This is a genomic window from Mycobacterium lentiflavum, assembly GCF_022374895.2.
Lineage (GTDB): Bacteria > Actinomycetota > Actinomycetes > Mycobacteriales > Mycobacteriaceae > Mycobacterium > Mycobacterium lentiflavum.
The window spans coordinates 1,320,205-1,345,325 of the sequence record NZ_CP092423.2; the positions used below are offsets into that span (position 1 = coordinate 1,320,205).

The 25,121-nt window shown below is 66.0% G+C and carries 23 protein-coding genes; 11 read left to right on the forward strand and 12 right to left on the reverse strand.

Annotated elements, in window-relative coordinates; genetic code table 11:
- Positions 1–5: 5 nt before the first annotated feature.
- Both MJO58_RS06385 and MJO58_RS06390 read left to right on the forward strand, forming a co-directional pair.
- A complete protein-coding gene (locus MJO58_RS06385; protein WP_239722327.1) occupies positions 6–1,988 on the forward strand; it encodes an EspK C-terminal domain-containing protein in 1,983 nt (660 codons plus the stop codon).
- Positions 1,989–2,026: 38 nt separating this feature from the next.
- A complete protein-coding gene (locus MJO58_RS06390; protein ID WP_090600756.1) occupies positions 2,027–2,563 on the forward strand; it encodes a hypothetical protein in 537 nt (178 codons plus the stop codon).
- Positions 2,564–2,613: 50 nt separating this feature from the next.
- On the opposite strand, the gene MJO58_RS06395 is transcribed toward MJO58_RS06390, so the two are convergent.
- Positions 2,614–3,369, reverse strand: a complete 756-nt coding sequence (locus MJO58_RS06395; RefSeq protein WP_239722328.1) for an ANTAR domain-containing protein — start codon at positions 3,367–3,369, stop codon at positions 2,614–2,616.
- A gap of 144 nt (positions 3,370–3,513) precedes the next feature.
- On the opposite strand from MJO58_RS06395, the gene MJO58_RS06400 reads away from it, so the two are divergent.
- Positions 3,514–5,661, forward strand: a complete 2,148-nt coding sequence (locus MJO58_RS06400; RefSeq protein ID WP_434086357.1) for a molybdopterin-containing oxidoreductase family protein — start codon at positions 3,514–3,516, stop codon at positions 5,659–5,661.
- Between the two features lie 49 nt (positions 5,662–5,710).
- Here the strand turns inward: MJO58_RS06400 and MJO58_RS06405 are convergent, their stop codons facing one another.
- Positions 5,711–6,448: a VIT1/CCC1 transporter family protein gene (locus MJO58_RS06405; protein WP_239722330.1), complete on the reverse strand. Its 738-nt coding sequence runs from the start codon at positions 6,446–6,448 to the stop codon at positions 5,711–5,713.
- A 212-nt stretch (positions 6,449–6,660) separates the two neighbouring features.
- Here MJO58_RS06405 and MJO58_RS06410 point away from each other — a divergent pair, with 212 nt between their 5' ends.
- Positions 6,661–7,152: a DUF2231 domain-containing protein gene (locus MJO58_RS06410; RefSeq protein ID WP_239722331.1), complete on the forward strand. Its 492-nt coding sequence runs from the start codon at positions 6,661–6,663 to the stop codon at positions 7,150–7,152.
- A 34-nt stretch (positions 7,153–7,186) separates the two neighbouring features.
- On the opposite strand, the gene MJO58_RS06415 is transcribed toward MJO58_RS06410, so the two are convergent.
- A complete protein-coding gene (locus tag MJO58_RS06415) occupies positions 7,187–8,311 on the reverse strand; it encodes an N-acetylmuramoyl-L-alanine amidase (RefSeq protein WP_090600760.1) in 1,125 nt (374 codons plus the stop codon).
- A 205-nt stretch (positions 8,312–8,516) separates the two neighbouring features.
- A complete protein-coding gene (locus MJO58_RS06420) occupies positions 8,517–9,716 on the reverse strand; it encodes a thiolase family protein (RefSeq protein WP_239722332.1) in 1,200 nt (399 codons plus the stop codon).
- Between the two features lie 88 nt (positions 9,717–9,804).
- Between MJO58_RS06420 and MJO58_RS06425 the strand changes: the two genes are divergently transcribed.
- Entirely contained in the window at positions 9,805–10,278 is a 474-nt protein-coding gene (locus MJO58_RS06425) for a winged helix-turn-helix transcriptional regulator (protein WP_239722333.1), read from the forward strand.
- Here the strand turns inward: MJO58_RS06425 and rsgA are convergent.
- Together rsgA and aroA are read right to left on the reverse strand one after the other, a co-directional pair.
- Entirely contained in the window at positions 10,265–11,257 is a 993-nt protein-coding gene (rsgA, locus tag MJO58_RS06430) for a ribosome small subunit-dependent GTPase A (RefSeq protein ID WP_239722334.1), read from the reverse strand. The genes MJO58_RS06425 and rsgA overlap by 14 nt on opposite strands.
- The gene (gene aroA / locus MJO58_RS06435) at positions 11,254–12,555 is read right to left on the reverse strand and encodes a 3-phosphoshikimate 1-carboxyvinyltransferase (protein WP_239722335.1); all 1,302 of its coding nucleotides are present in this window, start codon (positions 12,553–12,555) and stop codon (positions 11,254–11,256) included. Before aroA ends, rsgA begins: the two co-directional genes overlap by 4 nt.
- Before the next feature lie 54 nt (positions 12,556–12,609).
- Here aroA and MJO58_RS06440 point away from each other — a divergent pair, with 54 nt between their 5' ends.
- Positions 12,610–13,374 (forward strand): SOS response-associated peptidase, encoded by a 765-nt coding sequence (locus tag MJO58_RS06440; RefSeq protein ID WP_239722336.1) that lies wholly within the window; start codon positions 12,610–12,612, stop codon positions 13,372–13,374.
- Here MJO58_RS06440 and MJO58_RS06445 read toward each other — a convergent pair.
- On the reverse strand, positions 13,369–14,739 hold the full coding sequence (locus MJO58_RS06445) for an HNH endonuclease signature motif containing protein (protein WP_239722337.1): 1,371 nt from the start codon (positions 14,737–14,739) through the stop codon (positions 13,369–13,371). The genes MJO58_RS06440 and MJO58_RS06445 overlap by 6 nt on opposite strands.
- 260 nt (positions 14,740–14,999) lie before the next feature.
- Between MJO58_RS06445 and MJO58_RS06450 the strand changes: the two genes are divergently transcribed.
- Positions 15,000–15,866 carry a 3-hydroxyacyl-CoA dehydrogenase family protein gene (locus tag MJO58_RS06450; protein ID WP_239722338.1) on the forward strand — a complete coding sequence of 289 codons (867 nt, stop codon included), beginning with the start codon at positions 15,000–15,002 and terminating at the stop codon, positions 15,864–15,866.
- On the opposite strand, the gene MJO58_RS06455 is transcribed toward MJO58_RS06450, so the two are convergent.
- From MJO58_RS06455 to MJO58_RS06465, 3 genes are all read right to left on the reverse strand, one after another.
- Positions 15,863–16,099, reverse strand: coding sequence for a hypothetical protein (locus tag MJO58_RS06455; protein ID WP_090600764.1), 237 nt, complete (start codon positions 16,097–16,099; stop codon positions 15,863–15,865). The genes MJO58_RS06450 and MJO58_RS06455 overlap by 4 nt on opposite strands.
- 73 nt (positions 16,100–16,172) lie before the next feature.
- On the reverse strand, positions 16,173–16,790 hold the full coding sequence (locus MJO58_RS06460; RefSeq protein ID WP_239722339.1) for a TetR/AcrR family transcriptional regulator: 618 nt from the start codon (positions 16,788–16,790) through the stop codon (positions 16,173–16,175).
- Between the two features lie 3 nt (positions 16,791–16,793).
- Entirely contained in the window at positions 16,794–17,564 is a 771-nt protein-coding gene (locus MJO58_RS06465) for an SDR family NAD(P)-dependent oxidoreductase (protein WP_090600766.1), read from the reverse strand.
- A 42-nt stretch (positions 17,565–17,606) separates the two neighbouring features.
- On the opposite strand from MJO58_RS06465, the gene MJO58_RS06470 reads away from it, so the two are divergent.
- From MJO58_RS06470 to MJO58_RS06485, 4 genes are read left to right on the forward strand one after another with little or no spacing between them, the layout of a single operon-like run.
- Positions 17,607–18,860 (forward strand): alkyl sulfatase dimerization domain-containing protein, encoded by a 1,254-nt coding sequence (locus MJO58_RS06470; protein ID WP_239722340.1) that lies wholly within the window; start codon positions 17,607–17,609, stop codon positions 18,858–18,860.
- On the forward strand, positions 18,857–19,606 hold the full coding sequence (locus MJO58_RS06475; protein ID WP_239722341.1) for an SDR family NAD(P)-dependent oxidoreductase: 750 nt from the start codon (positions 18,857–18,859) through the stop codon (positions 19,604–19,606). The genes MJO58_RS06470 and MJO58_RS06475 overlap by 4 nt, the downstream gene beginning before the upstream one ends.
- Positions 19,607–19,609: 3 nt before the next feature.
- On the forward strand, positions 19,610–20,803 hold the full coding sequence (locus MJO58_RS06480) for a sulfotransferase family protein (protein ID WP_239722342.1): 1,194 nt from the start codon (positions 19,610–19,612) through the stop codon (positions 20,801–20,803).
- Entirely contained in the window at positions 20,800–21,816 is a 1,017-nt protein-coding gene (locus MJO58_RS06485) for a zinc-dependent alcohol dehydrogenase (protein ID WP_239722343.1), read from the forward strand. The genes MJO58_RS06480 and MJO58_RS06485 overlap by 4 nt, the downstream gene beginning before the upstream one ends.
- Here the strand turns inward: MJO58_RS06485 and MJO58_RS06490 are convergent.
- Together MJO58_RS06490 and MJO58_RS06495 are read right to left on the reverse strand one after the other, a co-directional pair.
- A complete protein-coding gene (locus MJO58_RS06490) occupies positions 21,813–23,234 on the reverse strand; it encodes a phytoene desaturase family protein (protein ID WP_239722344.1) in 1,422 nt (473 codons plus the stop codon). The two genes, MJO58_RS06485 and MJO58_RS06490, sit on opposite strands and share 4 nt — an antisense overlap.
- Positions 23,231–25,006, reverse strand: coding sequence for a DUF3556 domain-containing protein (locus tag MJO58_RS06495; protein ID WP_239722345.1), 1,776 nt, complete (start codon positions 25,004–25,006; stop codon positions 23,231–23,233). Before MJO58_RS06495 ends, MJO58_RS06490 begins: the two co-directional genes overlap by 4 nt.
- Positions 25,007–25,121 lie beyond the last annotated feature (115 nt).

Genomic DNA, 25,121 nt, shown 5'->3' on the forward strand with positions numbered 1-25,121 from the left:
GATCGATGGGCTTGGCGCCGCCGACGGGTGAGTATGCCGCGGAGATGCTTGCCCCGAACGCGTGGCCGGAGTCCGACGAGGACATCAACTTTGACCGCGCCGAGCAATACATGCGGGTGTTGCGGCAGGTCAGCGATGTAGCGGATAACTGCCGGCATCAGCAGCTCGAGATCTTCGACAGCGATGTCTGGTCGGGAAGTGCCTCCGGGGCAGCCGATCGCGAAGTAGGAACACTCGTTGAAGCGTTGACGACGCTGCAGAACGGCCTTGCCACCGTGATCACCTGGCACAGGAATATCGCCAGATCGATCATTCAAGCAAAGTCAGACATCTACGACAACGTGGACGTCGCCGAGCGCAAGATCGACGCTCTGGCAAACGAATTCAGGCTGACCGACACCGAGCGGACCGAAGCGATCCGTGCGGTGGTCACCAACACGCACGAGGCAAACGCTGCCGTGGTGACCGCGACTGCCGAGCAGATCCTGGCAAGTAAGGCCTGGACGCCGCCCGACACCGCACTTCAGGACTTGTTGGACCAGAAGGCGCCGCCCGTGCGGCCCGGCGACGGCGAGCCGTCAAATACCGATCCAACGCTGCCGGGACCGGTCGCCCCGCTGCCGCGAGGACCGGCAATTCCGCAGCCGCCAGGACCGGCAATTTCGCAGCCGTCGCGGCCCGGTCTTGGCGTGCCGACGATTCCGGGCTCGTCGCCGGCCTCGCCCGCGACACCCGCTGCCGCAACGCCCGGTCACGCGACCCCGGACAGCGGACGGTCACCGACTCCGCCGCCCGTCCGTAGCCCGGCGGCATCGGAGCGCGATGGCAGTGACGACGGTCCGGGGCTCCCGGACGCTGCGCCGTATGGAGTTGGGCCGCAAGATGATTCGCCGCGGGTAGCACCCGCCAGTGCGAGTGTAATGCCGGCGATGCCGATGGCCCCGGGTGCGGCGGGCGGCGGTGCTGCCAGCGGGTCCGCTTCGGGCGCCGGGCCGGGTGGTGGGGTGCCGGGATTGGGCGGTCCGGCCGGTCGAATGCCTGCAGGCCAGTCCGCCGGGGTCCGACCGGCCGCTGCGACCCATCGTCCGGCGCCGCGCGCCGATAGCGTTGCGCACCGTGAGTCGATCGATGCGAGTCAGGTGGCGGAAGTCAATGTGATTGCGGCGATTCCGGTTTCACCGGCTCGGCTTGAACGCGACGCGATCGCCGAGGCCGCAACCGCCGATGCCGCGCGCCGACGGGGGGCCGATCCGCTGCAGTTGGCGCGGCGCATCGCGGCGGCGTTGAACGCCCCCGTCGGCGACAAAGTGCCGGACCTCGGGTTCTTCTGGGTAACCGGCGTGACCACCGACGGCGCAATCGTGGTGGCCAACAGCTACGGGCTGGCCTATATCCCGGACGGCGTGCAACTGCCTGAGCCGGTATTCATGGCCACAGCCGAGGACACGATTCCGGCCGCCGAGCGGGCAACCTGGGCCACTTACCCGGTGGTGGCCGTGCAAGGCTGGGTGGCTCATCGCCATGCGGAGTTGCGCGCGGTAATCGGCACTGCGGAACAGTTCGCCGGTTCCGACCCGGGGGTGGCCCAGCTGGTGCTCGACCCCGATGACATCCCCGACAGCGGGGAAATGATTGGCCGCTCCCGGTTAGAGGTGGTGAATCCCGAAGCGGCCGAGCGGTTGGCGCAGACGCCTGACGGGCAGTTGCTCGCATTGCTGCCGCCGGCGCCGGTGGAGGCCAACCTGCCCGCAAATGAGCGCATCAGACTGTGGCTGCAAGTGATGAAACCCATGGCTACCGGCGACCCCCTTCGTCAGACGCCACACCTGCAGGCCTTCCACACCTACGTCAGTCATGCCCAGTGCGCCGTCGTCAACGATGCTTACGCCGCCGCCGACCCGGTAGCGCAGCGCTGCGCCGTCGCCGACTGGTTCTACTGGAAACACCTCGCCGAACTACTCGACGCTGCGTTGTCCATCAGTTCTTAGTGCCGGCTCGGTGGCCGCCTGGGTCTACTCTCGGAAATATGCTTGCAGCGTTTGGATTCGAGACCCTGGGCGTAGTCGTCGGAGATATGTTCTTCGTCGACCCGACCCCGAACGAAGGTCAGGAAACCCCGGAACGGGGAGTCAGATTGGAACTGCGTGTCGTCGATCGGGCCGAGCCGCAGGGATCGATATACGCGGGCATCCCGATCGCCTTCAACCGTCCGGTCTGGCGGGTCGATCTGTTCGGGTCCACCGAGAGCCCGCCGGGGACGTTGGACCGGGCCCATCACCATCCCAAGTTCAAGGGCTGGGAACCCGGGCGCCGGCACTTCGTCCCGGAGCTGTCAGCCGACCCGGTGTCGTGGTTGGCCGAGCAGCTGGCCGATCCGGCCGCCGTGCTGGCGCGGGCGGGCGTCGAACCCGACGAGGTCCCCGAGGCCGATAAGGCCGGACTTGCCGCGGCCGCGCCGGAGATTGTCGCGGCGGTGAAGCGGATGCTGGACGGCGTGCGAGACGGGGAATTGGCCCCCGCGCCCGCCGAGCCGGTTGCCGCCGCACGCACCGGCTGGCTCTGATTTCGCCCGGCGGGGGCTTGTGCCAAAGAGGTTGCCGGGCAACGGCATTGCTATTGCGTGGGATGGTCCATTTCGACGAGCTTGTGAGCGATGTCCACCAGTCGGATGTTCGCCTCTTGCGACAGCCTCGCCAATAGGTCGAACGCCGCTGCCGCGTCGACATTGAACCGCTCCATCAGCATGCCCTTGGCCTGGCCGATGATGTCGCGGGTTTCGACTGCCCGCTGCAGCTGCTCGATCTCGCCTGTCATGGCCCGCGCCCGGCTCTGGTCCTCGCGGGCCTTGGTGGCCAGCGCCGCGAGCACGTGCATGTGCTCGGCCGCGACGAGTGACTCACCGCCCGCGACGTCCCGCGATAGCGCGGACAAGGCTTCGTCGAGTGAGGTGATTTCGGCTACCTGGTGCAGCACCCCGAATTGCTCGTTGCCATCGTCGACCGCGACGTTCTGGCATGTCCACACCTTCGGCAGAAAGACGTCCGGCTCCTGTGGGTCGGTGATGTCGTACCGCACGATTGGCATGCTGTCGGTTGCCCGCCGTCGCATCGCTGATTCCACGGACACGGCAAGCTGCTCCGTGCCGCGGGCCTGCGCGTCGTCAGGGTTGTCCGGAAACACGTCAGACACGAGCTCGCCCAGCAGTTCGCCGCGCGGTCGCAAGGAGAGGACTTCATAGGTCGCATTGACGCCGCGGATACGCAGGTCGCGGTCCAGCAACATCAAGGCCGTGTTGGACGCTTCGAGTGCCAGCGACGCTGACACGGCATCGAAACGATGCTGGTCCAGAACTCGCCGGTGCACGTACATTGCTTTGCGATACCCGATCTGGTCTTGATCGAATCCGCGGATGATTCGTGAGCCGAACTGTAATTCTTACAGTATGGTGTGACGGTGGCCCCGGTGACCGAGCAGAAGCCGACCTTTTGTCGTATCTGCGAGCCGCTGTGCGGCATGATCGCGACGGTTGAGGATGGCCGCCTGGTGGCGCTTCGTCCCGACAAGGATCACCCACTTTCGTCCGGGTTCGCCTGTCAGAAAGGCATCGCGTTCGCCGAGGTGCACAACGATCCCGACCGCGTCACCACGCCACTGCGCCGCACTCAGGACGGCTTCGAACCGACGACTTGGGACGCGGCGCTGACCGACATCGCCTCGCGGTTGACGGCACTCCTTCGCACTCACGGATCCGGCGCGGTCGGCTGGTACATGGGCAACCCGGGCGCCTTCAGCTATGCACACGTATTTGCCGCGCTGATGTTCATCAAGGGACTCGGCCGTCGCGGCCACTATTTCACGTCGTCGTCTCAGGACACAAACAGCAGGTTGATCGCGAGCCAGTTGCTTTATGGTGCACCGACTTCGGTGCCCATTCCCGATCTGACCCGCACCGAGCTGCTGGTGCTGATGGGCGCCAATCCCGTTGTGTCACACGGCAGTTTTCTGACCGCGCCCCGGATCAAGGACCGCATGCACGATATCGTCAAGCGTGGCGGACGCATTGTGGTCGTCGACCCGCGCCGTACCGAGACCGCCGCAGCGTTCGAATGGCTGGGCATCGTCCCGGATACCGACGCGTTCCTCTTGCTGTCGCTGTTGCAAGTGATATTCGCCAACAACCTTGTCGACCACGCCGCCGTGAGCCGGCAAGCCGACGGAATCGATTGGCTGCGCAAGCTATCCGAGCCGTTCACCCCGGAGGCCACGGCTGTCCATACGGGCATCGACCCTCGCGCCGTACGGGGGCTCGCGCACGACCTGGTTCGCACGCAACGCGCGGCGATCTACGGCCGGCTGGGCACCTGTATCGGGCGATCCGGAACCCTCACCACCTACCTCATCGACGCGGTCAATCTCGTCGCGGGGAACCTCGACACGCCGGGCGGCTCCGTATTCAGTTCGATGGAGACCCTGGGGCAGCGGTGGCAGAACACGATGATGGGCTTTGCGCTGCGACGTTCCTACCGCCGCAACCGATCCCGCATCGGCGGGATGGCCAATGCCATTGGCTCCGAACCAGCCGCGCTGATGGCGAAGGAAATCACCACCCCGGGCGATCGTCAGCTCAAGGCCCTGTTCGTATCGGCCGGCAACCCGGTTCTATCGGTGCCCAATGGCAACGAACTCGAAGCCGCGTTCGAAGCGCTGGAGTTATCCGTGGCACTCGACTTCTACGTCACCGAGACCACCGCCCACTGCGACTACATCCTGCCGACCACGACGATGTACGAACGCGATGACTTTCCGTACACCTTCCAAGCGTTCCAAGCCACGCCGTTTCGTCAGGCCACCGAGGCTGTCGTTGTGCCGGCGGGAGAAGCGCGGCCGGAATGGGACATTGTCGACGACCTCACCCGGCGCCTGGCGCGCTCCGTGCCGGCCTTTGCGATTCTCGGGATTGTTCGAAAAGTATTGGGAGTATTCGGAATCGCGCTTTCGCCGCGAATAATGATGGATGCCCTCATCCGGATGTCGCAGGGCGGTGACCGGTTCGGCCTACGTCGTGGCGGGCTGACGCTGAGGCGGCTTGTGCAGCAGTATCCGCACGGAGTCGTTGTAGCACAACATGTTCGGACCGGCGTATTACCCAACGCCATCGCCTACCTGTCGCGGCGCATCAAGCTGGCGCATACCGGCATCGCCGACGAAGTCGAGAAACTCGCGAACCGGCGCCAGCCCGACGGTTACCCCCTGAAGATGATCGGTATGCGCGAGCCGCGTTCGGAGAACTCCTGGATGCACAACTCGCCGTTACTGATGCGCGGCGACCGGACGCACCGCGCCCTCGTCCACGTCGACGACGCCGAGAGGCTGGCAATCGCCGACGACGACCTGGTTCGGATCTCGTCCCCATACGGTGCGATCACCCTCCCGATCTGCACCACCAAGGACCTTGTCGCCGGGGTGATCGCGGTGCCGCACGGCTGGGGCCACAAGGGAACCGGGACCTGGAAATTGGCCAATCGGGCGCGTGGCGAGAACGTCAACCAGTTAACGTCAAGTGAGCCTGAGGACGTCGAGTACCTGTCCGGAATGGCGTGGCTGACGGGCGTGCCGGTCCGAATCGAGGCGGTGGACGCGCGCAGCTCAGCCGCTGGGTAACGTGAATCACGTCGCCGGCGATCGACTCTGTGTCGCTGAGGTGGCGGTACTACTGGACGGCGGTGCCGAAGAGATGACCGACGCCGTAGGTGAACGCCAGGCCCGCCGCCCCTCCGAGCACGACGCGCGACACTGCGCGCCATACGCTGCCACCGCCGATCCGGGCGCTGAGCGCACCGGTGAGCGCCAAGGCCGCGAGCACGGCGACAAATGTCACCGGCACTCGAATGGCTGTGGGCGGCAATAGGATTGATATCAACGGTAGCAGCGCTCCGACGATGAACGACGCTGCCGACGCCGCGGCGGCCTGCCAGGGGTTGGCTAGCTCCTGGGGATTGATGTTGAGCTCGGCGTGCGCATGGGCGGTCAGGGCATCGTGCGCGGTTAGCTCTTTGGCTACTTGCGCTGCGGTTTCAGCTGACAGGCCTCGGTCCTGGTAGATGGCGGTGAGCTCGGCCAATTCGGCCTCGGGTATGTGCCGTAGCTCATGTCGCTCGGTTGCTAGTTGCGCCTTCTCGCTGTCCCGTTGGCTCGAGACCGAGACGAATTCACCCAGGGCCATCGAAGCCGCCCCGCCGACCAACGCCGCGAGTCCGGCGGTGAAGATCGGACCGCGCTGTGTGGTCGCCCCGGCCACACCGACCAGCAGACTGGCCACCGAGACGATGCCGTCGTTGGCGCCTAACACGGCTGCCCGAAGGCTGTTCAGTCGGCCTGAACTGTGGCCGGCATGCGGTTCCGCCGCATGCGTTTGTTCGTCGTTCTGAAGTGGCTGATCGGCACCCATGTCTCCTAGCCAAGCGCATTTTCACCCTGTCGCGCCAGCAAGCGCAGCCTCATCAAACTTTGTCGAGGTGCCCACAATTAGCTTTGCCTTTGCCGCGGTGAACGACGTTATGATCACGCTCGCCCGACCTCACTTGGGCGTCCGTTCTAGCCAGCCGCCGGACAAGCCATGACGTTGGCGCCCGAGGTATTTCACCTTCGCAAAGGACCTTCATGACGGTCATTCAGGGCTTGCCCGCCCATGTACTGCTGGTGCATTTCCTCGTGGTGCTTGCGCCGCTGACGGCTCTGTTGGAGATCGTGTGCGCCCTGTGGCCTGCGGGCCGGCGGGGACATCTAGTCTGGTTGACCGCCGTACTCGCCGTCGTGACAGCGGTGCTGACACCGGTCACGGCCGACGCCGGTGGGTGGCTGTACGACCTGCGGCGTGATCCCAGCCCGATTCTGCGCAAACACGCCGAATTGGGCGACACCATGATCTATTTTGCCGTTGCGCTATTGATCGTTGCCGTAGTGCTTTTGGTGCTCGGGTTGGCCGAACGCCGATCCGGCTCGCGTCACGTCGGCGTCAGCGCTACCGTCGCGGTTGTCGCGCTGGCCGTTGGTGTCGCGGCGATGGTTCAGATCTACCGAATCGGCGACGCGGGCGCGGATTCGGTGTGGGGCAACGAGATAGCGCACCTGAAACAGGCCAACAGCAAATAGAGGCGATCTCCGCGCCGCCGGGACTAGCAGCCCACTAGACGACGGGATTGCGTGCTGCCGAGAACCGTTCAAGCTGCACGGGCGGTCCGTCCGCGGGCGGCGGTGGTACCACGGTTGGTACCCCGTCTATCACGGTCACGACGGTTGAGGTTTGCCGGTCGAAGTTGAGGGTGCCGTGCTGGAAGTTTTGCACGATCCACTCCGGTTCCTGAATCTCGGTGCTGGTCGGCAGGCCCAACTGGCCGCGCTCGTAGCGCAGCGTGGCCCAGGCCTCGTAGATCCTGCCAGTGAGCGGCTGCGCGCCGGTGGCCGGTGACCAATAGATCGCGCCATTGGCGAAGACGACGTAGCGGATCAAATCGCCACTGGACGCTTCGGGTGACGTGGGTGCGCCGAGCTTACTTGTCATGCCGCCCATCGCCTGCCAGCGGTCGTAGATCGCTCCGCCGTGCAGCGACTCCCGGAAATCCTGCGCCCCGGGCGCGTGCTTGTACCGGGCGGCGATGTCGCGGATCCGGTCCATGAATGCGTACCCGGCGTTGCCAGGACAGGCGGTGTCGCCGACGTCGCGATGGGCGAAGATACTCGGCAGGGTGGGGGTGGCACCCTGCGGGAAGCGCGTGTTGGTGCCGCCGGCGGAGGTCAGCACGACGGTGCCGTTGGGGTTCACCGTGTCCATCGCGAGCCGCCATCCCAGCAGCTGACCGGCCGCCCGCAATTGCTCGGGCGTAGGGGGCGCCTGGCTGAAATCGCCGATCATGCACACCGCCCAGGTGTTGGTGTTGAATCCGCCGGTGTGGACGCCTTCGACCGGTTCGGTGATGCCGCCGAACCTGCCCTCGAAAACCTGGCCGTACTTATCGACCAGTGCGTTGTAGCCGATGTCGCCCCAGCCTTGTGTCAACGTGTGGCACTCGTAGATCGAGCGCACGATGGCCGCCGAGTCTGCCGGCGCGTAGCCGTTGCCGGTCGCAGAGTGGTGGACGATCCCAGCCCTAATTCCGTTGCCACAACGCGGTCTTCCACGCCGAATCGACTCGTTGGCGCCCCACCCGGCGCGGCTGATGATGTTGACCGGCTGGCCCGGTGCCATCGCCAATGCCGATAAGTTGGGGTCTGCGGGTGCACGCGGTGCGCCAACGAGAACGTCCGCAGCCATTCCCAAGCCGACGATAACCGGCGCGGCCGCAGCGTATTTCAGCAGATCACGCCGGGAAGCCGGTGGCTGCGGCCGGCCTCTGCAGCGATGTTGCACCGCGACACCGTAACTGTCGGCGGGTCGAACAAAGATTCGCCGCGCCGTCGCCAAAATGAGGTAATCTTTCGCCCATTTCCAATTGCGGACCCGCCGGCATCGCCGCGGTCTACCCCAGCCGTTCGATGATGGTGGCGTTGGCCATGCCGCCGCCCTCGCACATCGTCTGCAGCCCATACCTTCCGCCGCGCTGTTCGAGCGCGTTGACCATCGTGGTCATGATGCGGGCACCGCTGGCGCCCAACGGGTGTCCGATCGCAATGGCGCCGCCATTGACGTTGGTCCTGGCCAGGTCGGCACCGGTGTCGTGAGCCCAGGCCAGCACCACGGGCGCGAAGGCCTCGTTGACCTCGAACAGGTCGATGTCGGCCAGCGTCAGGCCGGACCGCTGGAGCACTTTTTCGGTCGCCGGGATGACGCCGGTCAGCATGTAGAGCGGGTCGTCGCCCACCACGGTGGTGGTGTGGATGCGTGCCAGCGGCCGCAGGCCCAGCTTCTTGGCGACCTCGCTGGTGGTGATCAGCACCGCGGCGCTGCCGTCCGAGAGCGGTGAGGAGTTACCCGGCGTGATCTCCCAATTGATCTGCGGGAAGCGCTGTTCCATCTTCTCGCTGTAGAACGCGGGCTTCAGCGTCGCCAGCGTCTCCACCGTGGTGGCGGGACGAATGATCTCGTCGGTGTGCAGCCCGGCGATCGGGATCAGCTCGTTCTCGAACAGCCCGTCCTTGGTGGCGCGGGCGGCCTTGTCGTGGCTGCCGGCAGAGAACTCGTCGAGCTGGGTGCGCGAGAAGCCCCATTTCGCGGCGATCAGCTCGGCGCTAATGCCCTGTGGCACCAGTCCTTCGGGATAGCGCGCTGCCATACCCTCGCCGAACGGGTCGCTGCCGGGCAATACCTGGGTGCCCATCGGCACGCGGCTCATGGACTCCACGCCCGCCGCGATCACCAGGTCGTAGGCGCCCGCGATAACGCCCTGGGCGGCGAAGCTGATGGCCTGCTGGCTGCTGCCGCACTGCCGGTCGATCGTGACTCCGGGAACCGACTCGGGGAAGCCCGCGCCCAGCAGCGCGTTGCGCGCTATGTTGACCGCCTGATCGCCAACCTGCGTGACGGCCCCGGCGATGACGTCGTCAACCTGCGCCGGATCCACACCGGTGCGGGCCACCAGTTCGCGCAGGCTGTGCGCCAACAGGTCGACGGGCAGCACGTCGTGCAGTGCGCCGCTGGCCTTGCCCTTGCCGATCGGGGTGCGCACCGCGCCGACGATGACGGCGTCGCGGCCCTGAGAACCGGTCGAGAATGCGGTCATGACTCCTCCTCGAGTCCTGAGTATGGCTTGATATACCCAGCAAAACGCCTAGGTATACTAAAATCAACCCAGACGGGAGGTGATCTACATGACATTTCTGCAGGGCGCCCTGGCGGATCGGGAGAAGTGGTCGGCGGTCGGTCAGTGCGCGATCGAAAAGACGATGGCGGTGGTCGGCACCAAGTCCGCGATGCTGATCATGCGCGAGGCGTACTACGGCACCACTCGGTTCGATGATTTCGCCCACCGCGTCGGTATTACCAAGGCGGCCACCTCGGCACGCCTGTCCGAGCTGGTGGAGCTGGGGCTATTGGCGCGTCAGCCTTATCAGGAGCCGGGCCAGCGCAGTCGCGAGGAATACGTGCTGACCGAGGCCGGCATCGATTTCATGCCGGTGGTCTGGGCACTGTTCGAGTGGGGACGACACCACCTGCCGGGCCGCCACCGCCTGCGGCTCACGCATCTAGGCTGTGGCGCCGAAGCCGGCGTCGAAATTCGATGCGCTGAGGGCCATCTGGTGCCGCCCGACGAGCTCGGCATGCGGCTGGCTAAGTCTCCTTGAGCGCTGCGAGCAACCGGCGGGCCGCCTCGACTCGGCGAACCGCGGGACCAGATAGCGTGTCCAGCGCGCATTCCGGGTCCGCCGGGGGTCCCATGTGGCCGCATCCTCGTGGGCAATCCTGCACGGTCTCAGCCAGATCGGAGAAGGCCAACAACACATCGTCGGGTTGGATGTGCGCCAGTCCGAATGAGCGAATGCCCGGGGTATCGATCACCCACCCCGAACCCGCCCGCGTCGGATCCAGGGGGAGCGCGACCGACTGCGTTGAGGTATGCCGGCCGCGGCCGATATCCGTGACCTCGCCCACCGCCCGATCAGCTTCTGGCACAATGCGGTTCACCAATGTGGACTTGCCCACTCCGGAATGCCCCAGCAGCACTGTGATCTTATCGGCGAGCAGGTCCACCACCGCCAGCAGCGGATCGTCGCGGCCCGCGGCGACCACCGTTAAGTCCAGATCCGCGAACTGTTTTGCGAACGGCTCGGGCGGGGCGAGGTCGGTCTTGGTGAGGCACAGGATCGGCGTCAAACCACCGGCATAAGCGGCGATCAACGCGCGGTCGACCAGCCCCGTGCGCGGCGGCGGATCGGCCAGCGCCACCACGATCAGCAGTTGATCGGCGTTGGCGACCACGACCCGCTCGGTGGGATCGGTGTCATCGGCGGTGCGCCGCAACACCGTTCGCCGCGGACCGCGACGCACGATGCGAGCCAGCGTGTCCGGCCGACCCGACAGGTCGCCCACCACGTCGACGTCGTCGCCGACCACGATCGGGGTGCGGCCCAGCTCGCGGGCCCGCATGGCGGTGACCCGGCGATCGGGCCGCCCACCCAGCACGCATCCCCAGCGGCCGCGGTCGACGCTGACCACCATCGCGGCCTCGGCATCGGCGTGCTCGGGACGGGTTTTGGTCCGGGGTCGTGAACCCCGGCCGGATCGGACCTTGACATCGGACTCGTCGTAGTCGCCCGGCCTCAAACGCTGGACTCCCCGTCGGCCAGCATCCGCGCCCACAGCTGGGCGAATTCCGGCAATGTCTTGGTGGTGGCGCCGATGTCGTCGATCTGGACTCCAGGTACTCGCAGCCCGACGATCGCGCCGGCCATCGCCATCCGGTGATCGGCGTACACCCGCCAGATGCCGGAATGCAGTGGCGTCGAGGTGATCACCAGGCCATCGGCGGTCTCCTGGCAGTTGCCCCCCAGCCGGTTGATCTCTGCGCTCAGCGCGGCGAGGCGGTCGGTCTCGTGGCCCCGTAAATGGGCGACACCGGAAAGCCGTGACACCGACCCAGGGGTTGCCAACGCCGCCAGCGCCGCGACCGACGGCGTCAGCTCACCGACCGCGCGCAGGTCGACATCAAAGCCTTGGTAGCCGTCCGGCGAGCCTTGCACTTCGAGATATGAATCAGACTGGGTGACAACCGCATTCAGCTTTCCCAGCACGTCGAGAATGTCGTCGGCGGGTTGCACGCTGGTCGACGGCCAGCCGGTGATGCGCACGGTGCCGCCGGTGACCACCGCTGCCGACAGGAACGGAACGGCGTTGGTGAGGTCCGGCTCGACTTCCCAGTGCCGGGCCGCGACGGTGCCGGGGCGCACGTGCCAGCGGTTGGGAACCGCGTCGTCGACGTCGACCCCGCCTTGCCGCAGCATGACGGTGGTCATCGCGATGTGCGGCGCCGAGGGGAGCGACGCACCGATGTGCTGCACTGTCAGGCCGTTGCTGAACGACGCACCGCACAGCAACAGGCCGGAGACGAACTGTGACGACGCCGACGCGTCGATTGCGACGGTGCCGCCGGCGACCGATCCGCTGCCCAGCACCCGGAACGGCAGTCCGGTTCCCTCGATCGGGACGCCCAGGTCGCGCAACGCATCCAGCAGCGGCGCGATCGGACGGATCCGGGCTTGTTCGTCGCCGTCGAATTCCACCGCGGCGTTCGCCAGCGCCGCCAGCGGCGGCACGAAGCGCAACACGGTGCCGGCCAGACCGCAGTCGACGCGGGCGCCGGGGCCGGGGTCGAGCCGGCCGCTGACCCTCAGCTCGGAACCGTCCCCGTCCACGCGCAGCCCCAGCGTGGCGAGTGCGCCGATCATCAGGTCGGTATCGCGGCTGCGCAGCGCGCCGCTGATGGTCGAAGCGCTCTGCCCTTGTGCGCTCGCTAGTCCCGCGAGCACCAGCGCCCGGTTGGTCTGCGATTTCGAGCCCGGTACCGTCACGGTCGCGTGCACCGGCGTCGGCGCGACAGGGGCCGTCCAGGCGTCGGTGCTCACGGCTTCATCCTGCCGTGTCCGCGGGTGTCGTGGGTACGGGGCACCATGGAAGTCATGTGTGGACGGTTTGCGGTCACGACGGATCCGGCCCTGCTGGCCGAGAAGATCAAGGCGATCGACGAAGCTACCGGTACCTCGGAGCGCGCGTCGGAGCCCAACTACAACGTGGCCCCCACGACCACGGTCGCGACGGTGGTCTCCCGCCACAGCGAGCCGGACGACGAGCCGACTCGCCGGGTGCGGCTGATGCGCTGGGGACTGGTTCCGCCGTGGGTCAAGGCCGGTCCCGACGGTGGGCCCGATTCCAAGGGTCCGCTGCTGATCAATGCCCGGGCCGACAAGGTGGCCACGTCGCCGGCCTTCCGCGGTTCGGCCAAGAGCAAGCGTTGCCTGGTGCCGATGGACGGCTGGTACGAATGGCGACCCAACCCGGACAACGCCGCGGGCAAGAAGACCGCCAAGACGCCGTTCTTCATGCACCGCGACGACGGTGAGCCGCTTTTCATGGCCGGCCTGTGGTCGGTCTGGAAACCAGACAAGGCGGCGGACCCGCTGCTGAGCTGCACGATCATCACCACCGACGCCGTCGGTGAGCTGGCCGCGGTGCACGATCGGATGCCCTTGATCCTGGCTGAGCGCGACTGGGATGCCTGGTTGAATCCCGACGCCCCACTGGACCCCGAGCTGCTGACCCACGCCCCGGATGTGCGGGGCATCGAACTGCGCGAGGTGTCGAGACTGGTCAACAGCATTCGTAACAACGGACCCCAGCTGCTCGAGCCCGCCGAGCCGGAGGCCGAACAGATCACCCTGCTATAGCGAGTCATCCCCTTCGAGAAGCAGCTTCTCGGGGTGGTGGTAGGTGTTGGTGCGGGGTTGGCCGCGATCAAGGTGCGGGGGCGGGATCCATTCGGTATCGCCGTTCGCGCGTTTTCTGGTCGTCCAGCCTGTCGGTCGCAGCATTCGGTGGTGGGGGCCGCAAGCGAAAGTGAGGTCGTCGACGTCGGTGGTGTGGCACTGGGCATAGTCGGTGACATGGTGAACTTCGCAGTAGAAGCCGGGCAGGTTGCATCCGGGCGCTGAACAGCCGCGGTCCTTGGCGTACAACACGATGCGTTGTCCGGGTGAGGCCAGCCGTTTGGTGTGGTAGAGCGCGACAGCTTTGCCTTTGTCGAAGATGGCGAGGTAGTGGTGGGCGTGGCGGGCCAGGCGGATCACGTCGGAGATCGGTAGCCGGGTGCCCCCGCCGGTGATCCCGTGGCCGGCCGCGGCGTCCAACTCGGCCAGGGTGGTGGACACGATGATCGCGGCCGGCAAGCCATTGTGCTGGCCCAGCTCGCCGGAGGCCAGGACGGCGCGCAGGGCGGCGTTGAGGCCGTCGTGATTGCGTTGCCCGGGCGAGCGGGGGTCGTGCTCGATGGCGTCCTGGGTGGGGGTGCCGTCGACACAGGGGGTGTGGTCGTCGGGGTTGCACATGCCGGGGGCGGCCAGTTTGGCCAGCACCGCTTCCAGGGTGGCGCGGGCTTCCGGTGTCAGCCAGCCGTGCAGCGCCGACATGCCGTCGGCTTGTTGGTGGCCCAGGGTCAGTCCGCGCCGCCGGGCGCGGTCGTCGTCGGAAAAGTTGCCGTCGGGGTTGAGCAGGTCGGTGAGGTGCTCGGCGAACCCGGTCAACTGGTCAGGCCGGTAGTGGGTGGCCAGCCGGGTCAGGTCGGCTTCGGCGCGGGTGCGGGTCTCGACATCGACCCACCCGGGCAGCTGGTGGTAGAAGCGGCGGATCACCGCCACATGCTCGACCCCGAGCTGCCCGGCGCGCTGGGCTTTGGCGGTGGCGGCCAGCACCGGTTTTAAGGGTTCACCGGTCAGGGCGCGGCGCTCACCGAGATCGGCCGCCTGGCGCACCCGCCTGCCGGCTTCGGCGCGGCTGATCAACGTCCAGTCCGCGATCGCGTGCGGGAGTTTGCCGCCCAACTCCGCCGGGGTGGCTTCCTGCTGGAGTTGGTTGATCAGCCGATGCTCGCCGGCCGATAGGCGCCGTCGTATCTTCTCGTAGCGGCTCAGCAGCACCAGCCGCTCGCGGGTGCACAGCATCTCGGTATCCAGGCCCAGGACGCCGTCCAGGGCGGTGTCGAGCGCGTCGAAGGCCGCCGTGACGACGTCCCCATCGATCACCACCGCTGCACTCATACCCTGAAACTAAACCCACCCACCGACAAAAAACGGCGCGGTGTGACTCCAGAAACCACAGTGGCGCAAGAGAATTCACCAGTGCGCACACACGGCGATTGTCGCTCGGAGGCAGGCAAAACGACACATCATCCGGACAGCGCAGGGCGACCCGCCACACGGCCGCAAGGGATTGCACTGCCACTGAAACACAAGTTTCCGCCGATCTTTGTCGCTCGGCGACGAATCCCGGCGCGCAGCCGCGGACTTAACATACATTGGTGACTGGTTCGTACACCTACTCCTTCGAAGACATCCAACATCGCCCCGTCGCGGTGATCGGCGCGGGTACTTTGGGCCGCCGCATCGCCTTGATGTTCGCCACTCGCGGCGGAACAGTGCGAATCTACGCGCGGCGCAAGGAACAACGAGACGAGGCTACCCAGTACGTGGCCCAGGTCCTACCGAAGGTATTGGCCGACAGGAGATTAGGCGAAGCGGGCGTCGTGACCGCCACCGGATCGCTCGACGAGGCATTGGACGACGCGTGGCTGGCCGTCGAGTCGGTGCCGGAGAAGCTCGACATCAAGATCCCGTTGTGGGGCGAGATCGACGGGGCGGCGCCGGCGGGCACCATCTTCGGGACCAACTCATCGTCCTACCCGTCGCGGCTGATGGCCGAAAACATCAGTGACAAAACACGTTTGTGCAACATGCACTTCTACATGCCACCGGACATCAACGCGATCGAGGTGATGTCGAACGGCCAGACCGACCGCGGTCTGCTCGACACGTTGCTGACCGTGCTACCCGAATTCGGCATGCATCCCTTCGAAGTGCGTAAGGAGAGCACGGGTTTCATCTTCAATCGCATCTGGGCGGCCATCAAGCGCGAGTCTCTCGCCGTGGTCGCCGAGGGCGTGGCCCGCCCGGAGGATATCGACGGCATGTTCAAGCTCGCCCTGGGCGTGTCGGTCGGCCCGTTTCAGATGATGGACCTGGTCGGCCTCGACGTCGTGCTAGACATCGAAAACCACTATGCCGCCGAGCTTCCGCACCTGCCGAAGAGCGTGCGCGATCTGCTGCAGTCCTACATCGACGCCGGCAAGCTCGGTATCAAGACCGGCGAGGGCTTCTACCGCTACTAGTTGCTGAGCACCAGCTTCCAGTTGCCGTTGACGTTGCGGTCCGGCACGCACCAGAAGTTGTTCCAGTTGCCCGGAGTCGTCGCCTTCACGCCCGGGCCGGCGTCCTGACAGGCCTGCCGCGTCGGGTAGTTGCCCTCGGTCTGGATCGTGTCGGCGTTGCTGACGCCCAGTCCGGCCGTCATCAACCCCGCAAAAGCCAGCACACCGGCGGCAAACAGTCGCTTCATGTTCATCCAATCCTTCGTGGAACGTCGGCGCTAACGTTAAGCCTTGCCAGGCGGCTGCATACGGGTTTTCGCGCGATGCCTAGGCCCGCTGCAGCGAGACCGCGGTGGCAACGGCCTCCAACAGCCGGGCGAGTTGCTCGGCCTTACTGATCGTGCGGTCGCCGCCGGCGAGCCGGGTGAACACGCCCGCGATGAACGTGGTGACCGCCGTCGTCTGCGCGTCGAGCAGTTCGGGATCATCGGTGCCCGGCTGCAGGTGGGCGATCGCCTCGCGAGTCATCGCGTTCATCCGGGCGACGAACGCCTGGGACGTTTCGGCGAGGCCGGGATCGCGCACCGCTCCCATCAGCAATTCATGCCGCGCCCGGTTCAGCATCAGCCCGGGCCCGTCGGCCTGCATCACGGTCAACTCCGCCAGGTGCGCGAACGGCGAGAGCGGGTCGAGCGGCTCGTCGATCACCGACTGCAGGTTGGCGACGTCGATCTCGGCGACCCGTTTGCCGACGCCTCGCAACAGGGCGGCGCGGGTTCGGTAGTAATACGACGTGGTGCCCTCCGGCACTCCCGCGCAGCGATCGACCTGCCCGTGCGTCAGCCCGCGCGATCCCTGTTCGGCCAGCACCCGGATCGCGGCGTCACACAGTTCGCGACGGCGCTCGTCGCCGTTGCGTTGCCGTGCCCGGGTGCTGGCTGCCATAGGTCACCGAAGGACGGTGCCGCCGTCGATGTTGACGACCTGACCGTTGATCCATTCGCCTTCTTCGGACAACAGGAAGGCGACCAGTGCGGCGATGTCCTCCGGATCGCCGACGCGGGTTCCGCGAATGCGCTTCAGCGCTGCGGCCTGCAGGTCCGGCCATTGCGGAACCGAGCGGATGGCCTCGGTCGCGGTGAACCCCGGCGCCACCGCGTTGCAGCGGATGCCGTCCTTGCCCCATCTGGAGGCGACGTGGCGGGTCAGGGCGCCGATGCCGGCCTTCGCGGTGGCGTAGGCGGGTCGGGCGGGCTCGCCCTGGAACGCCGCCGCCGAGGACATGTTGACGATCGCGCCGCCCCCGCTGGCGAGCATGCGGGGGATGGCATATTTCATCGCGGCCACATAGCCGCGCAGGTTGACGGTCATCACCCGATCCCAGACGTCGAAGTCGATGTCGACGACATCGGTGTCATCGCGGATCGTGCTCATGTCCGCGCCGACGTTGAACAGCAGGTCCACTCCGCCGTAAGTCGTTGCGGCCGAATCGATCAGATTGGACACCGACGCAGGATCGGCGAGATCGAACCCGATGTGGGTTGCCGTGCCGCCGGCGGCGCAGATGCGGGCCGCGGTCTGCGCCGCGGCGTCGGCCACGACGTCGCCGACGACGACGCGGCAGCCTTCCGCCCCGAGCCGGGCGGCCGTCGCGGCACCGATGCCGGTGGCGCCGCCGACCACAACCGCAACTCGTTCGGCCATGCCGCGCAATCCCATGAGTATTGACTTTACCTCTAGAACTGTAGAGGATCGCAAGTCATGGCCGGAATTCACCGGGAGCGGCCCGGGGCCGCCGATCTCGCGGCGGCGACCGACACCCCCGCGACGCGGCTCGGCAGCGACATCTGGATGTCGCCCGGCGTCTCCAACTCCTACGCGATCGCAACCGACGACGGACGGGTCATCGTCAACGCCGGCCTGGTCTTCGAGGGCCCGTTGCACCGCAAGGCGTTTGCGGACGTGCCCGGCCCGACGCGGGCCATCGTCGTCACCCAGGGTCACGCCGACCATTGGGGCGGGGTGCACACGCTGCGCGACGACGGCACCTCCAAAACCCAAGTGATCATGCACCGCAACTACCGGTATTGGCGTGACGACAACACGTTGCTGATGGGCTATCGCACGCCCAAGACGTCGTTCGCCTTCCAGAAGTTCTCCGACGCCGTGCTCGAGCACTTCAAGACCATCGACCCGACGACGATCGACTTCTCCTTCCCCGAGCCCACCACGACGTTCGATCGCCGCCATGGATTCAGGCTCGGCGGAAGGGCTTTCGAGCTGACCTGGACACCGGGTGGAGAGACCACGGATGCGCTGGTGGTATGGCTGGCCGAAGATCGAATCCTGTTCACCGGCAACCTGTTTGGACCGCTGTTCGGCCACGTGCCGAATCTGATGACAATTCGCGGCGACCGATACCGCGACCCGATCCTCTACATCGAGTCGCTGAACACCGTGCTGGAGTATGGGCCGCGGCGACTGATCACCGGCCACTTCGACCCGATCGACGGCGCCGATCGCATCACCGAGGAAGTCACCGCGATGCGCGACGGAATGCAGGCGGTGCACGATCGCACCGCCGAACTGATGAATGCCGGGGCCGATATTCACACGGCGATGCGCGAGGTCGCGGTGCCCGGGCACCTCGACATCGGCGAGGGCTACGGCAAGACCGCCTGGAACGTACGCGCCATCTGGGAGATGTACACCGGGTGGTTCCGGCATCGCTCCACCACCGAGCTCTACGGCGTGGCACCGGATTCCATTGCGGCCGATGTGGTTAACGCCGCTGGCACCGATGCGTTGGTGGAGGCGGCCCGCACTCACGTCGACAATGGGCGGCCGCTGCAGGCGATACACCTGACCGACCTCATACTCAGCGCCCAACCCGCACACCCGGCGGCGCGCGCGGTCGCGGCCGACGCCCACGAGGCGCTGCTCGCCGGTACCGAAAACTTCTGGGAAAAGGCTTGGCTCACCAAATCCATCAACGAATTGAGGACCGACTCATGAACTCGATCAGGTTCGACTTCACCGGCACCAATGTGCTGGTGACCGGCGGGACCAGCGGCATCGGCAATGCGATCGCCGCCGAGTTCGCCAAGGCGGGCGCCGCCGTCACGGTGACCGGCACCCGCGGGTCCACCGCGGACTATCCCGAGATCGACCTCAGCGCATTCAGCTACCGCCAATGCCAGATCCAGGATCCCGACGCCGTCGACGCGCTGGCGGACTCGCTGGGTGAACTCGACGTCCTGATCAACAACGCCGGCGGCCCGTATCCGGCCGGCGACGAGTACGATCCGGACGGCTATGTCGCGTCGGTGACACAGAACATGCTGGGCCCCATGCGGTTAACGATGCGCTGCCACGAGCGCCTGAAGGCAAGTAAAGCGGCCGGCGGTGCCAGCGTCGTCAGCGTGGTCTCGATGTCCGCCTTCCGTTCGGCGGTCTTCGTGCCAGGCTATGCCTCCGCGAAGATGGGTCTGCTCGCGTTGACGATGAATCTGTCGCGTCGCTGGGCGAACGACGGTATCCGTGTCAACGCCATCGCGCCCGGCCTGATCGACACCCGAATGACGCAGCCTGCCATGGGAATTCCCGAAGTGATGGACGTGGAGATCGGCTTCCACACGCCGTTGGGCAGACCCGGAACCCCCCAGGACTGCGCCGGTGCGGCGCTGTTCCTGTGTACCGATGCCGCCTCGTACATCACCGGCAGTACGATCGCCGTCGACGGCGGATACCTGACGGTCTAGAACATGAGCGATCACAAATATCATGACAACGTCGCCACCCCCGACGACGTCTTCAAGCTGGCGTCACAGCGCACCGGCCTCACCGAAATCGATTCCGACTCTTGGCGAGACGGATTGCAGCTGATTCTCGACGACCTCAACAACTCGCCGGCGTTCACCCCGTACGGGCGCGAACGCATCTTGAAGGACTCGACCGAGGCCCTGGGCCGGCGGCTGCAGGTCCACGCCTACATCCAGCAGCATCCGGAGGTGCTCGACGCGCCGATCGAGCGGCCGTTGATCGTGCTCGGTATGCCACGCACGGGCACCACCGTGATCAGTTACCTGCTGGACCAGGACCCGGGCCGCCGCTCGCTGTTGCACTGGCAGTGCGTGGACCCGATACCACCGGCGCCGACCGAAGGTTTGCGCACCGATCAACGGTGCCTGGCCCTGCTGGAGGAGCAGCGCAAGATCCTGGAGATGGTGGCGCAGGCGAAAGTGCCGCTGCCGCACTGGGAAGATGCCGACGGTCCGACCGAGGACATGTTCATTCACAACCAGGACTTCAAGGGCCTGTCCTGGGACTCGTTCCTGTCGAGCACGCGCTACGCCGAATGGTTGTTCGACGAGACCGATATGACGAGCACCTACGAATACCAGAAGCGGTATCTGCAGGTGCTGCAGTCCACCGCGCCCGGCGCCTGGAGCCTGAAGATGCCGTCGCACTCGGTGCACATCGAGGTGCTCTTGAAGGTCTTTCCGGACGCCCGGCTGGTGTGGGCGCATCGCGACCCGTACCAGGCCACCGGGTCGTTGGCCAACCTATGGAAGTTGCCCAAAGGGATGACGCATCATCCCGAGGCTGTCGATCTGGAGGCCATGGGGCGTAACGCAATGTGGCAGATGCGCTATCACGTCAACCGGCCGTTGCGGGCGCGCGAGCGCATCGGCGATGAGCGCTTCTTCGACATGTACTACCACGAGATGATGCGCGACCCAATGGACGTGATGCGACGCCTTTACGAGTGGGCCGGTGATCCGCTGACCGCGGAAGTCGAAGAGCGGATGAACAATTGGCTCACCGCACACCCGCAGGATCAGTACGGGCTCAATAACTACAGCCTCGACCAATTCGGCCTGACCGTCGAACAGCTCAAGCCGGTCTTCGCCGATTACCTGGACACCTTCGACATCGAACTCGAGGCAACACCATGAAAATCTCCGTGGTTACCGGGCCGGGAAAAGCAGAGGTGCTCGAGGCCGACCGTCCGCAGCCCGGCCCGAACGACGTGCTGGTCCGGATGCGAGCCTGCGGCATCTGCGGTTCCGACGCGTTTTACATCACGATCGGGGGTATCCCGCCGCGCCAGGGGCAGACGCCGCTCGGACACGAGCCGGCGGGCGAAGTCGTCGAGGTCGGCGATCGGGTGTCCGGAATCGTTGTCGGCGATCACGTTGTGATCAATCCAATGGCCGCACCGGACAACATCATTGGCAACGGAGGATCGGCCGGCGCGCTCGCGGATTTCCTGCTCATCGAAAACGCGGTCCGCGGAAAAAGTCTCGAGGTCATTCCGAGTCACATCCCGTGGGAGGTGGCCGCGCTCAATGAGCCGATGGCCGTCGCCCGGCACGGCGCCAACCAATGCAAACCCAAGCCGACCGACAAGGTCGTCGTGTTCGGTGCCGGGCCGGTCGGGCTGGGTGCCACGCTGGCCTTCAAATCCCTTGGCGTAAGCCATGTGGTGGTCGTGGACCTGATCCCGGCCCGGCTGAAGAAGGCGTTGCAGATCGGCGCCGACGCCGTGATCAACTCCGCCGAGGAGCGCGTCGTGCAGCGCCTGATCGACTTGCACGGCGCGGGCGAGTCTGGAATTCCTGGGTTAACCGGGCGCGCAGGCACCGATATCTACCTCGACGCCGCGGGGGCGTCCGCGGTGATCGATACCGCTCTGTCCGCCGCCAAAAAGGGTGCGACGCTGGGAATCGTTGGCGTCCACAAGGAGCCGGTGCCCGTCGAGTTCGTCAACATCATGAGCAACGAGATCACCATTGTCGGATCCATGGGATACCCCGATGAGATCTTCGAGGTGACCAAGGACATCGTCGCAAACTGGGAGAAGTACGCGGCGATCGTCAGCCACACCATCCCGTTCGGCAGCGTCGGTGAGGCGCTCGACCTCGCCAGCACGCCCGGCGCGGCCGACAAGGTCGTGGTGACCTTTTAGCCCCGTCCGGTCAGGTAGTCCAGGGCGAGTTTCGCCGCGTTGGCGCCACACATGCCGTGCGCGCCGGGCCCCGGTGGGGTCGCCGCCGAGCAGATGTACATGCCAGGAATACCAATGGTGTAGGGCGACAGCGTGATTCGTGGGCCGAAGGTGAGCTGGCGAATGTCCTTCGAGCCGGTCATGATGTCGCCGCCGGCGTAATTGGCGTTGTAGGTGGCCATCTGTGTCGTGGTGCGAACGGTGTGCCCGACGATGCGCTCGGAGAAGCCGGGTGCGAATCGCTCGATCTGGGCGATGATCGCCTCGGTGGCGTCACCGGTGTAGCCGTCGGGGACGTGCGCATAGCTCCACACCGGATGCGTATTGCCCACTGACCGTTGCGGATCGGCCAGATATTGCTGACCTATCAGCACGAACGGCCGCTCGGGCATCCGCCCGGCGTGGATGTCGCGCTCCGCCGCGGCCAGCTCCGCGTAGGTGCCGGCCAGATGCACCGTGCCGGCCCGGTGTGCGTCCGGGTTGGTCCAGGGCACGCCGCCCTCGACGGCGAAGTCGACCTTGAAAGCGCCGGGGCCGCGCCGGAACCTGGTGAAGGCGGCCGAAATTCGGCGGGGGAGACGGTCGCCCAGAATGTCGGCGACCGCGCTGGGGGCGAGGTCGAACAACGTGACGTCGGCCGGCGGCAGCTGCGACGTCTTCTGCACCCGGACACCGGTTTCGACCTTGGCGCCCAAGTCGCTCAGCAGCGCGATCATCGCGTCGGCGATCGACTGGGATCCGCCCGCTGCGACCGCCCAGCCGTGCCGGTGCCCCGCCGTGATGATGCCCATCCCGATGGCCGACGTCATCGGGTAGTGCAGCGGCCGGAAGGCATGGGCCGCAACGCCACCGAACAAGGCCCGGGCTTGCTCGGTGCGGAAAACCCGCGCGAACGTCGACGCGGGAAGCACCGTGGGCGCACCGAACCGCGCCAGCAGCAACGGATGATGCGGGATCCGCAACAGCGGCCCCATGATGTCGTCGCTCAACTCGTCGAATCGCGAGGCGGGGTAACCGAACGCGAGGCGCCAGCGCGTCCCGTCACGTCCCAAACCCGCCGCCGTCTGCTCCACCGAGCGGTACAGCACACCGGCGCTGCCGTCGTCGAGCGGATGGACGCAATCTACCTCCGGCCAGCGCCACGACAATCCGTACCGCTGCAGGTTGAAGCCGCTCAGGAACTGCGAGCCGACGGCCATCGGGTGAATAGCCGAACAATGGTCGTGCAGCAGGCCAGGAATGATGGCCTCGCTGCTGCGGGTGCCGCCGCCCACCTCGTCGGCAGCTTCCAGCACCGTGACCTGCACGCCCTGGGCGGCCAGGCGGATGGCGGCGGCGAGCCCGTTGGGCCCACTGCCCACCACTACCGCGGTACTCATGCCAGCACTCCGTGCTTGCCGTCGCGAAGCGCCCAGGTCACATCAGTCGGGATGGGGCCGTTGGGGAGCCAGGGCTGTTCGGACACCGCATCGGCCACCTTCCAGGTCCCGCGTTCGATCACGCCGAGCGCCGCGTCAATCAACTGATACCGCTGGACGCCGCTACCGAAGGCTTCCGACTCGACCCAGGCGATGACGCACTCGCCCGGCTCGAATGCCGCTTCGGTCTGCACGGCTGCGATCAAGTCTTCATTGTGCAGGTGACCGTCGCCGAAGTTGAACCCGATCAGCGAATTGCACACAAACTCACCTTCTCGCACCGTGCGGGTGTCGATGTCGGGCAGGTGGGTGATCAGCAGCGAGAACAAGCCGCGCCCTTGGCTGTGCATGCTTCGCCACGCCGTGGTCTTCTGCAAGGTGATCTCCGCCCACCGCGGCTCGTAACCGGCCGCGACGAATTGGTCGAACTGATTGGATGCCGAGCGGGTGACATTGTTCAGCTTCTGCTCCGCACCCGGCGCGAACGTCCACAGCGCCGAGGCCCAGTTGCCCGCGTACTGGCGCATCGACGGCAAGAACGACACCTTGTCCGGCCGCAGATTGCCCAGCACCGGGTAGAACAGCAGCGCGCCGGCGACGATGAACGCTAGCCAACCCGGCGTCATGTTCCACGGGGCGTAGTGGTTGCCGTTGGGGAAGCCGAGGAACAGGAAGATCGTCGTATAGGCGAAAACCACGTTCCACTCCAGCGGCACCGCCAGCGGGAAGGTGGAAATGATGAACAGGTGAAAGCCCACCATCAACAGCACCGCGGCGAGCGTCAGCCACTTGTTGGTGGAGAACAACAGCACCAGCGGAGCCAGGATTTCGACGCTGGTGCCATTGACGTGTGCCATGAAGTCGGCCAGTCGCGACGGCCGCATGTCGCGGGGGAATTCGCGATAGTGGGCCCGCTTCGCCCATTTAGGCGCGAATATCGTGTTGCTCACCATCGGCGGGATGACGTTGGAGAAGTGCTTACCGAACTTCGAGAAGCCGGCGCCGATCCAGACCACCACGATGACCATTTTCAGCGCGATGATCATGTTGACGAACGGCAGCGCCGCAAAGATGACCAGGGCCGGCAAGTACTGCTCGCCGCGGGCGGCCAGGAAAATGGTCTTGTCCCGCAGGCCGATCAGCACCAGTAGCGCGATCGGCGCGAGCAATAGGGCCGGGCTTACCAAACCGGATGTGTTGTCCGGCAATGCCTTTGAGAGCGAATCGCTGTGTACGCCCGGCGACAGCAGCGGCACGGCCAGGCTTGCCAGCAGCGCCAGATAGACCACGACGTCGACCCGGTTGCGCCGGTCGCCGCCGGTGAACGGCACCCACTTCCAGGGACGCAGCCGGATCGTTCCCGGCCGGGCCCAGAACAGGATGCCTCCGGTCATCGGCTTGACCTTGCCGGCCAACGGACCCCACGAACCCGCCACGCCAATGGCTTCGAGGAGCACCGTCCACAGAATGACCTTTTGATAGACGATGGGCTGATTCCACCATTCGGTGACATGCCAGAAGGCGGGCAGACCTGACGTCGCCGTCGCGACGGTGATACCGCCAATAGCGAAGAACGCGACCAGCTTCACGACATAGATGGTGTGGATCATCTTGGGTGAGCCGAAGCCGTGTTCGGCCCAATCGGTGACGAGGATCCGCATTCGTTCCATCAACGGCTTCGCCAGGAAGGTATCCGGTTCAACGTCGGGGAGATACGGCTTCGTGAACCCCATCGGAGTTGCTCCTTTGCTGGCGGGTTTCGGTGTGGCCACAACGTAGGAAATCGGGCGGTTCGCCACGCAGTTGGCGGCCGACGAATTTGCGAACGGGAATTGTCGCCGGAAGACA

Coding starts and splice junctions, on each gene's coding strand:
- MJO58_RS06385 (WP_239722327.1), top strand. CDS start 6: ATGGGCTTGGCGCCGCCGACGGGTGAGTATGCCGCGGAGATGCTTGCC.
- MJO58_RS06420 (WP_239722332.1), bottom strand. CDS start 9,716: ATGACCGCATTCTCGACCGGTTCTCAGGGCCGCGACGCCGTCATCGTC.
- MJO58_RS06410 (WP_239722331.1), top strand. CDS start 6,661: ATGACGGTCATTCAGGGCTTGCCCGCCCATGTACTGCTGGTGCATTTC.
- MJO58_RS06495 (WP_239722345.1), bottom strand. CDS start 25,006: ATGGGGTTCACGAAGCCGTATCTCCCCGACGTTGAACCGGATACCTTC.
- MJO58_RS06480 (WP_239722342.1), top strand. CDS start 19,610: ATGAGCGATCACAAATATCATGACAACGTCGCCACCCCCGACGACGTC.
- MJO58_RS06440 (WP_239722336.1), top strand. CDS start 12,610: ATGTGTGGACGGTTTGCGGTCACGACGGATCCGGCCCTGCTGGCCGAG.
- MJO58_RS06465 (WP_090600766.1), bottom strand. CDS start 17,564: ATGGGATTGCGCGGCATGGCCGAACGAGTTGCGGTTGTGGTCGGCGGC.
- MJO58_RS06490 (WP_239722344.1), bottom strand. CDS start 23,234: ATGAGTACCGCGGTAGTGGTGGGCAGTGGGCCCAACGGGCTCGCCGCC.
- MJO58_RS06460 (WP_239722339.1), bottom strand. CDS start 16,790: ATGGCAGCCAGCACCCGGGCACGGCAACGCAACGGCGACGAGCGCCGT.
- MJO58_RS06415 (WP_090600760.1), bottom strand. CDS start 8,311: ATGGCTGCGGACGTTCTCGTTGGCGCACCGCGTGCACCCGCAGACCCC.
- MJO58_RS06395 (WP_239722328.1), bottom strand. CDS start 3,369: ATGTACGTGCACCGGCGAGTTCTGGACCAGCATCGTTTCGATGCCGTG.
- MJO58_RS06485 (WP_239722343.1), top strand. CDS start 20,800: ATGAAAATCTCCGTGGTTACCGGGCCGGGAAAAGCAGAGGTGCTCGAG.
- MJO58_RS06455 (WP_090600764.1), bottom strand. CDS start 16,099: ATGAACATGAAGCGACTGTTTGCCGCCGGTGTGCTGGCTTTTGCGGGG.
- MJO58_RS06445 (WP_239722337.1), bottom strand. CDS start 14,739: ATGAGTGCAGCGGTGGTGATCGATGGGGACGTCGTCACGGCGGCCTTC.
- MJO58_RS06475 (WP_239722341.1), top strand. CDS start 18,857: ATGAACTCGATCAGGTTCGACTTCACCGGCACCAATGTGCTGGTGACC.
- MJO58_RS06405 (WP_239722330.1), bottom strand. CDS start 6,448: ATGGGTGCCGATCAGCCACTTCAGAACGACGAACAAACGCATGCGGCG.
- MJO58_RS06390 (WP_090600756.1), top strand. CDS start 2,027: ATGCTTGCAGCGTTTGGATTCGAGACCCTGGGCGTAGTCGTCGGAGAT.
- MJO58_RS06470 (WP_239722340.1), top strand. CDS start 17,607: ATGGCCGGAATTCACCGGGAGCGGCCCGGGGCCGCCGATCTCGCGGCG.
- MJO58_RS06425 (WP_239722333.1), top strand. CDS start 9,805: ATGACATTTCTGCAGGGCGCCCTGGCGGATCGGGAGAAGTGGTCGGCG.
- MJO58_RS06400 (WP_434086357.1), top strand. CDS start 3,514: ATGATCGCGACGGTTGAGGATGGCCGCCTGGTGGCGCTTCGTCCCGAC.